Below are 8,457 nucleotides of genomic sequence, written 5' to 3'. Positions count from 1 at the left end.
GAACCAAGATTAATGGTCATGAAATACCGTGCAAATGAAGAGTGGTACGATGTCGTAGGCCTAGTAGGGAAAGGGATTACTTACGATACAGGTGGTTATTCCATTAAACCTAAGGATGGCTTAGTAGGCATGAAAGGTGACATGGGGGGTGCTGCAGCTGTTTTAGGTGCAATGCGTATAATCGGGGAAACACGCCCAAATAAAAACGTCATTGCAGTCATTGCCTCAACGGATAATATGATTTCAGGTAATGCGTTCAAACCTGATGATGTTATTACTTCTTTAAGTGGGAAAACGATTGAAATCCTGAATACGGATGCTGAAGGACGCCTTGTTTTAGCGGACTCCGTCACATATGCAAAACAACAAGGAGCTAACTACATTGTAGATGTTGCAACGTTGACAGGTGGAGTAATTATCGCACTGGGGAAAGATAAAACTGGTGCATTGACAAACGACGAAACATTCTTTGAAACATTCTTGGAAGCTACTGTTGAAACAGGTGAGTTTGTATGGCGTTTGCCATTAACTGAAAGTGACAAGAAACGAATTCGCAAAAGTGATGTAGCCGATTTAAACAATTCACCGGGACGCGACGGCCACATGATTTTCGGGGGAGGATTTGTTGGTGAATTCGTTGAAAATACCCCTTGGATCCATTTGGATATCGCAGGTACATCAGATGCAAGTGCTGCTCACGATCTAGGACCAAAAGGTGGAACTGGTGCGATGGTTCGTTCCTTAGCGACCCTTATTGAACGGATGAGCTTGGAAAATACAGAAGAAAATTCTTAATATAGTGCTCTAAGAAGTAAATTAAGAAAGCATAATATTCTATAGAAAAGTGGCCAATTTTTATAAACTGGTCGCTTTYTTTGTGAATTGGAGTAGTGCATAGTTGGAAAAGTGAAAATTCACTCGTTCCTTCACTGCTAGTTTTGGGCAGGACAGATTAGACCAAAAGCTATTTGGACCTAATCGAAGCAGAATATCATTGTTAAAGGTCTTAATATTAGAAAGAACCTGATTTTATTTGGAGTTCTAGCTAATAGGCTATGTACATATGTCACACTTTCTTTTTCTCATACGTTAGGAAAGAGAGGAGAGGACATATGAATCGCAGGCATTTTGGTGGAGGATTTGGAGGATTTGGCAGGGGTTTTGGAGGGCTAGGCTTTTTTGGAGGTCCATTTTTAGGAGGTTTGGCAGGAAGTTTGCTTGGTCAATCACTCTTTAATCAACCTTATTATCAACCTTATCCGTATTACCAATACCCATATCAATATCCATATTATCCATACTATCCATATTATCCATACGGCTATTAAAAAAACGCTTTTGCTGTCCCAAAAGGGGAGGAGCAAAAGCGTTTTATTATTACCTTGTGTTTTATAAATTTCTTATTGTCTGCTCAAAGCGCTAGCCTGCGAACCAAAGTATTGGGGCGGAATGGCGCCTTTCAGGGCGCTTTAAGCGTTTCTTTGTTCATGTTTTTTTCTTCGTTCAGCTACAACTGGAGCCAATTCATCTTTCACTGATTTATCCCAGAGTTTAACTCCTGATAAATAGGCAGAGCGGCCGATGACATGTCCACCAACTGGACCTGTGATAAATAAAAAAACAATGCCTAGCAGTATACGTGTATTAATATGGCCTTCAATTAACCAAAAGTGGAGGAATACACCTAGCAGGATGAACATAACCCCGAGCGTAGCGCTTTTGGAAGCAGCATGTGTACGGGAATAAACATCAGGTAGGCGAATCAAGCCAATTGCGGTGACAAGAATGAAAATTACCCCAAAAACAACACTAGATACGATAAGAATATTAGCGATGATCGTTATCACGTTGGATAATCTCTCCTTTCTCTAAAAACTTAGAGAAAGCCACAGTGCCTATAAATGCTAATATAGCGAGCAGCAAAATGATTTCAAGGAAAAAGCTGGTATCAACGAGAATAGAAAATATCCCTATCATTGAAATTAGTGCAACACCCAATGAATCCAGCGCTACAACTCTATCAGGAACAGTAGGACCGACAATTAATCTATAGATGAAAGCCAACATGGACAGGCTAATCAGTACGACTATGACCCAAAAGAATACCATCATTAGCGGCTCACCTCCTGTATGGCTTTTTCAAATGTGTTTTTAATCGAATCGATTGCTTCATCAGCATCATCATAATGCAATGCATGAATATATAAAATTTTGGAATCCTCAGATACGTCGATAACAAGGGTACCAGGTGTCAGAGTTATTAAGCTTGCCAAAAGCGTGATTTCCCAATCCTTTTCTAAAACAATAGGAAGTGCAAAAATTGCAGGTTTGATTGGCATCTTAGGTTGAATAATTAACAGCAAAACCTGAATATTAGCCATGATCAATTCTTTTAAAAATAGAATAATCAGTTTAATTACAGCCCACACGCGATTCATATAGAAACGTCCCGGAAAAAAACCCTTCATAATCCATAGCATGAGCATCCCTAATAAAAATCCGACGATAAACGTGGAAGCATTAAACGAGACGGATAAAAACATCCAAAGAAAGGCAATAAAAAAGTTTAGCATGATTTGAAAAGCCATCTTACGCACCCCCTAAAACAGCTTTTATATAGAGAGCGGGTTCTAGCATTACATTTGCAGCATCACTCATATAAGGAACCAACCACTCAGAGCCTACACCATATAAAACACTGATTCCTACTAAAATGACTGCAGGCATAAATAATCCGCGATAATGCTGTTTTGTAAGAGGTTGTATATGAGCCGGTTCACCCCAGAATGCATAAATGAAGATACGGACAACAGATAATAAAACAATTAAACTTGAAAGTAAAATCAAGATACTTCCCCACAAATTCCCTGCTTCAAATCCACCTTGTACAATAAGCAGTTTTCCTATAAATCCACTCAAAGGTGGTATACCGGCTAAGCTAAATGCCGCTATTAAGTAAGTCCATCCAAGCATCGGATAAGTTTTAATCAGTCCACCCATTTTTCTTAAATCAGATGTGCCAGTTATAGCAATGATGATACCAATTAATAAGAACAAAGCCCCTTTAATCAATATGTCATGAATCAAATAAAATACAGAGCCCATTAGAGACGCTTCGTTCATTTGGGATGCACCAAATAAAATGACTCCTACAGCAATAATTATGTTATATATGATGATTTTCTTTACATCAAAGTAAGCTAATGCACCAATACATCCGGCAATGATCGTCAGGATTGAAAGTATCATCAGCATTTCGTGTGTAAAACCTTGATCAAACGTGAAAAACAGAGTGTATGTACGCATGATGGCGTATACGCCTACTTTGGTCAGTAATGCCCCGAATAAGGCCAATACCGGAATTGGTGGTGCTGCATATGAGCTAGGCAACCAGAAGAAAAGCGGAAATATTGCACCTTTCAATCCAAATACAAGTAGGAATAATACGGCGATGACCGTGATGATTCCCGGTTGATCGATTTGTGCGATTTTCACTGAAATATCTGCCATATTCAAGGTGCCGATGACCGAATACAAATAAGCGACAGTGACAACGAATAAAGCAGATGAAATGACATTCACCAAAATGTACTTAATGGATTCTCGTAATTGTTCTTTTTCACCACCGAGTACAATTAACAAGTAGGAAGACATAAGTAATACTTCGAAAAATACGAACATGTTGAAAATGTCGCCTGTGGTAAATGCGCCATTCACACCCGTTAACATGAACAAAATTCCAGGGTAGTAGAAATAGGATTCTCGATCCTTTCCGATTGATGAAAAGCTATACCACACAACAAAAAGGGTAATCAATGTGGAAGACAGGACGAGCAAAACGGATAACATATCCGAAACCATTGTAATTCCAAATGGCGCAGGCCAGCTGCCGAGTGTTATGGCTTGAATACCGTCTGTTTTCACTTTAAAAAGAAGTACAAGAGATATCCCAAAGGTCAAGACAAGTGCAACAGAAGCGACTGCTCGTTGTGCAAGTATTTTCTTTGGAAAAAGCATTAAAATCATGGCAAAGAAAAAAGGAAGCAAGATGGGGAACAAAAGCAAATTAATCATGATCTTCAGTTCCTCTCATTAAATTCATATTATCAGTGCCTAATTCCTGATAAGCTCGGTATGCAAGTACCAAGAAAAATGCAGTCACACCGAAACTAATGACAATAGCAGTCAGGATAAGTGCTTGAGGCAAAGGATCTGCATAATCCGTCACGCCAGGAGAGACAACTGGAGGTGCGGAACCTTCAAGTCCACCCATGGTCAAAATCAGTAAATGCGCCCCGTGACTGAGTAAGCCGGTACCAATGATAATACGCAACAGACTTTTAGAGAGCATTAAATAAACTGCGGCCATAAATAGAAAACCGATGACAAAACACATGACAATTTCCATTAATCATCAGCTCCAATCGATTGAATTATGGTCATCGTAACACCGACGACTACTAAATATACACCTGTATCAAACAACATGGCCGTATGTAACGATTGTTTTCCCAACAAAGGAAGTTCGAAATAATCAAAGGCATGTGTAAAGAACGGAACATTGAAGAAAATAGATCCTGCAGCTGTGCTTAATGCCAATAGTAATCCGATTGAGGTCATTACTGTATAGTTGATCGGCAAAGCAGTAGTGACGGTTTTCAAATCAAAAGCAAGCAGTAGCAAAACGATACCACTTGCAGTCAATAAACCGCCTACAAACCCACCACCGGGTGTATAATGACCAGCAAAGAAGATGTGAATCGAAAAGAGAAAAATGATAAAGAAGATGATCTTTGTAGTTGTTTGTAAAATGACATCATTGGTCTTCAATTCGATTCACCTCTTTCTTTTTCGTCAGTCGCAATTTAATCATCGCAATAATTCCAAGGGACGCGATTGCGAGAACCGCAATTTCAAATAAAGTATCAAATCCACGATAGTCAACTAAAATTACATTTACAATATTTCCGCCACCGGCTTCTGTATAGACTGTTTTTTCATAATAAGATGAAATGGAACTAACAAGTTTTTGTGAATGGGCAGATAGTGCAACAATGGTAACAGTAACGCCTACCCCGATTGCAACCAGTGCATTGCCCAGTCGGAATTTCATCCGGTTTTCGTGTCGATTTAATTTTGGTAAATGATAAAATGCCAATAGGAAAAGGGCAACGGAAACCGTTTCGATTACCAATTGGGTTAGTGCCAGGTCTGGCGCATTAAAGATGACAAAGAATAGAGCAACAGAATAGCCTACTGCACCCAACGCTATGATGGAGGTCAGTCGGGACTTAGCCAACAAAATGGTCAATGTCCCAGCGATCAATACAAGGACGATAACCAATTCGTAAAAATGTATCGGTGCCACAGTGGCAAAACTGACCTCAAAAGCATCCTTAATGAAAACGGTACCAATTGTCAGGAGTACAATTCCCGTAAACATATACACCAAATATGAGCGTATGAAACCAGTCATATAAATTCTTGATAGACGGTTTGTCCCAACTTCACTTAAAAACATCATGAAGTCATACAGACGATTTAGTGTGAAACCTTGTGGGAATTTATTGTACAGTGGTTGCCATTTGGACAATGTTGCATAAAGGAGATAACCCAAAGCTACAATGCCAATTGTCATCCATAATTCAGCATTCGGCCCATGCCAAGCGGCGATGTGAATGCCTACATCTTCAGGGACAGAGTAAAGAAATGGTTGTATTGCCACGACAGCTGGTTTTACCAGAACGTCACCAATGAGATTAGGGATGAAGAATATAGCTACTACAAGTGACCCTAAAATAGCTGGTGAAATGAGCATACCAATAGGTGCTTCATGTGCTTGTTTTGGTAAAAGGTCCGGTTTGTGTTTCCCGGTAAACGTGCGGAATACAAAATAAAAGCTATACACAAATGTGAACACACTTGCAATCCAAGCAATAATTGGGAACAAAATTCCCCAAGTATCAAAAGCAAAAAAATCAAACTCTGGAATGGAGAGCATTCCAGAAAGGAACATCTCCTTACTCAAGAAACCGTTAAATGGAGGGAGACCAGCCATTGAAAAACTTCCAATAAGAGCAATGGTGAAACTGATTGGCATTAAACTCATTAGGCCACCAAGTTTTCGAATATCTCGTGTACCCGTCTCATGGTCGACGATGCCCGCAATCATGAACAGACTGCCTTTAAATGTGGCGTGATTCACTAAATGGAAAATGGCCGGGCTTACTGTGGAGAATGCCAAAATGCCTTTTAAGTCTGTTTGTTTCAAAGCGAAGAATGAACCCCATAACAATGTTAATAATCCTATTCCAATCACAAGCCAAATCCACCATTCAGAACTTGCGTAAATCGGCGTGAAACGAGCAACTAAATAAAGGCCAGCTTTAACCATTGTGGCTGAGTGTAAGTAAGCACTGACGGGAGTTGGGGCTTCCATTGCATCCGGTAACCAAATGTAGAATGGAAACTGTGCAGACTTGGTAAAAGCACCAAGTAATACGAGAATAAGCGACCATACAAACCATTCGTGATTAGCGAGTTCTGGAGCCGAAGCAATCAATTCTCTGATTGAGTAAGTGTCACCCATAATTGAGAGAAGAACGAAACCACCCAGCATCATCAATCCGCCAAATACGGTAATCATCATGGATTTTAATGCACCAAAGCGCGAACGATCTCGTTTATACCAATACCCAATTAATAAAAATGAAGAAATTGATGTCAATTCCCAGAAAAAGTACAAACTTATTAAATGATCTGATTGAACAACGCCCAGCATTGCTGTCATGAAAAGCAGCAAATAAACGTAGAAATTGTGTAATTGCTCACGTGTTTTATCCAAGTAGAAAATGGAGTAAAGCACAACCAATGTACCGATACCTGTAATGAGCAGAGAGAATAACAAACTCAAACCGTCTATGTATGATGTAACAGATATGTTCAAAGATGGGATCCAGTCAAAAGTGGATGTAAATGATTCTCCATTTTTAACCTTTGAGAGAAAGGTCGTATAAAGACCAAATAATATGGCTGGTACTGCTAAAACAAACCAACCGGTGTGAATGCCAGGAACTTTTTTATATAAAAAAGGAATCACTAGTGCGGCAAGCATTGGGATGAAAATAAGATAGACAAAAGACAAGTTAATCCTCCTTTTTTGAAAAATCACAAATTCTCACTATAAAGTCAATTATAACGTACATATGTAGTGTTTGCATGGGATACTCTTGCCAACTCAGTGAGTTTGCTCCTAACTTTACCACCAATGATAAATAGGAAGAAACGCCTTAAAAAATTCAAAAAAAAAAAAGCGTTCCTCATGATAGAGGAACGCTAAGCTTGGTGAAAAAAAGAATAATAATTAATAAAAAAGTATAAAAATTGAGTTCTTATTTGCACTCTATCGAAAAATTTTAGGGTCGGCTATTTCTTTCGCTTTCCGCGGACGAAACGCTAGCCTCCTCGGCTCAGCTGTCTATGACAGCTGAACCTGWGGGGTCTAACTTATTTCGTTTTTCCGCAGGAGTCTTCAGAAATAGCCRACCACCTTCCAACTTAYATATTTTGCAGAGACAGCTTACAGAAGCAATTTCTTTTGATTGGAGTGGAGGAGGAGACTGAAGCCGTGCCCGCGAAACGCGTCCGCCGCAATGGAAATCAACATTTTCTTGCATAGGCTCTTTTTAAGTTATATTCACTCATATTTTTCTTTGTCTACAGTGAAGCATTCCTCATGATAGAGGAACGCTAAGCTTGTTGATGAGCTTCTTCATTGAGTAACACCTTTTCAAAATCTTGTTCTGGTTTTTTCCGTGTCGATGTCAAAACTAAGTAAGATACAAGGAATAATGCGCCTGTCACGAAAAAGACAGAAGATATCCCTATATATCCACTAACCAGTCCTCCGAACATCGGACCGATTATATTCCCAAAAAACCGGAAACTCGTATTGTATCCCATCATTTCACCTTGAATCTCTATTGGTGATTCACGTCTGACGAGAGCAGTAGTAATTGGAACCAGTCCACCTACGGCAATCCCGAATAATAGACGCAACCCAATCAATTGCCAAAGTTCAGTTACAAAAGCCTGAGGAATGATAAACAGGAAAGCTAGTATAAGCAACATGCTTAACACTTTCTCATAACCGATTGAATCCCCCAGTTGCCCCCATTTACGAGCAAATAATAAGTTTCCGATTCCTGCGGCACTAAACGTGATGCCCGCAAGTAATGCTACATTTGTAGAATCGGATAAACCTGATACGTAAAGTGAAAGAAGCGGCTGGATGCTGAAGTTTCCAATTTGAATTAATGCAGTGATGATCATGACATTAAGCACCAGTCTATGATGAATGATGCCTGACATTACGGTTTTTCTTGAGTAAACATGTGCATTGACTGTAGCAATTTTTTTCGTTTCGCTTATGCCAAACATAACCAGAATGGCTGCAAA

Annotated in this window: 10 protein-coding genes; 2 read left to right on the top strand and 8 right to left on the bottom strand. The window is 39.5% G+C overall.

The genetic code is table 11. From position 1 onward, the window contains the following. Both AC1DSB_RS12545 and AC1DSB_RS12540 read left to right on the top strand, forming a co-directional pair. Positions 1-795 (top strand): leucyl aminopeptidase family protein (locus AC1DSB_RS12545; protein WP_477586823.1); only part of this gene is annotated, 795 nt, incomplete at its 5' end. Between the two features lie 317 nt (positions 796-1,112). Next, positions 1,113-1,328 carry a hypothetical protein gene (locus tag AC1DSB_RS12540; protein ID WP_016428995.1) on the top strand — a complete coding sequence of 72 codons (216 nt, stop codon included), beginning with the start codon at positions 1,113-1,115 and terminating at the stop codon, positions 1,326-1,328. Between the two features lie 141 nt (positions 1,329-1,469). On the opposite strand, the gene mnhG is transcribed toward AC1DSB_RS12540, so the two are convergent. From mnhG to AC1DSB_RS12500, 8 genes are all read right to left on the bottom strand, one after another. Further along, on the bottom strand, positions 1,470-1,847 hold the full coding sequence (gene mnhG, locus AC1DSB_RS12535; RefSeq protein ID WP_477532454.1) for a monovalent cation/H(+) antiporter subunit G: 378 nt from the start codon (positions 1,845-1,847) through the stop codon (positions 1,470-1,472). After that, positions 1,828-2,112, bottom strand: coding sequence for a Na(+)/H(+) antiporter subunit F1 (locus AC1DSB_RS12530; protein WP_016428993.1), 285 nt, complete (start codon positions 2,110-2,112; stop codon positions 1,828-1,830). Before AC1DSB_RS12530 ends, mnhG begins: the two co-directional genes overlap by 20 nt. Then, the gene (locus AC1DSB_RS12525; RefSeq protein ID WP_477532453.1) at positions 2,112-2,588 is read right to left on the bottom strand and encodes a Na+/H+ antiporter subunit E; all 477 of its coding nucleotides are present in this window, start codon (positions 2,586-2,588) and stop codon (positions 2,112-2,114) included. The genes AC1DSB_RS12530 and AC1DSB_RS12525 overlap by 1 nt, the downstream gene beginning before the upstream one ends. Position 2,589: 1 nt before the next feature. Further along, a complete protein-coding gene (locus AC1DSB_RS12520; RefSeq protein WP_477532452.1) occupies positions 2,590-4,074 on the bottom strand; it encodes a Na+/H+ antiporter subunit D in 1,485 nt (494 codons plus the stop codon). After that, the gene (locus AC1DSB_RS12515; RefSeq protein WP_477532451.1) at positions 4,067-4,408 is read right to left on the bottom strand and encodes a Na(+)/H(+) antiporter subunit C; all 342 of its coding nucleotides are present in this window, start codon (positions 4,406-4,408) and stop codon (positions 4,067-4,069) included. Before AC1DSB_RS12515 ends, AC1DSB_RS12520 begins: the two co-directional genes overlap by 8 nt. Next, positions 4,408-4,830, bottom strand: coding sequence for a Na(+)/H(+) antiporter subunit B (locus AC1DSB_RS12510; RefSeq protein WP_477532450.1), 423 nt, complete (start codon positions 4,828-4,830; stop codon positions 4,408-4,410). Before AC1DSB_RS12510 ends, AC1DSB_RS12515 begins: the two co-directional genes overlap by 1 nt. Continuing rightward, a complete protein-coding gene (locus tag AC1DSB_RS12505; RefSeq protein WP_477586822.1) occupies positions 4,817-7,144 on the bottom strand; it encodes a monovalent cation/H+ antiporter subunit A in 2,328 nt (775 codons plus the stop codon). Before AC1DSB_RS12505 ends, AC1DSB_RS12510 begins: the two co-directional genes overlap by 14 nt. A 605-nt stretch (positions 7,145-7,749) precedes the next feature. After that, positions 7,750-8,457: MFS transporter (locus tag AC1DSB_RS12500; protein WP_477586821.1), on the bottom strand; the 708-nt coding region annotated here is incomplete at its 5' end.

This window comes from Paenisporosarcina sp. P4_E4_2 (genome assembly GCF_056401595.1).
Note: the sequence above shows the minus strand (reverse complement) of the source record. Positions and strands in the feature narration are given on the sequence as shown.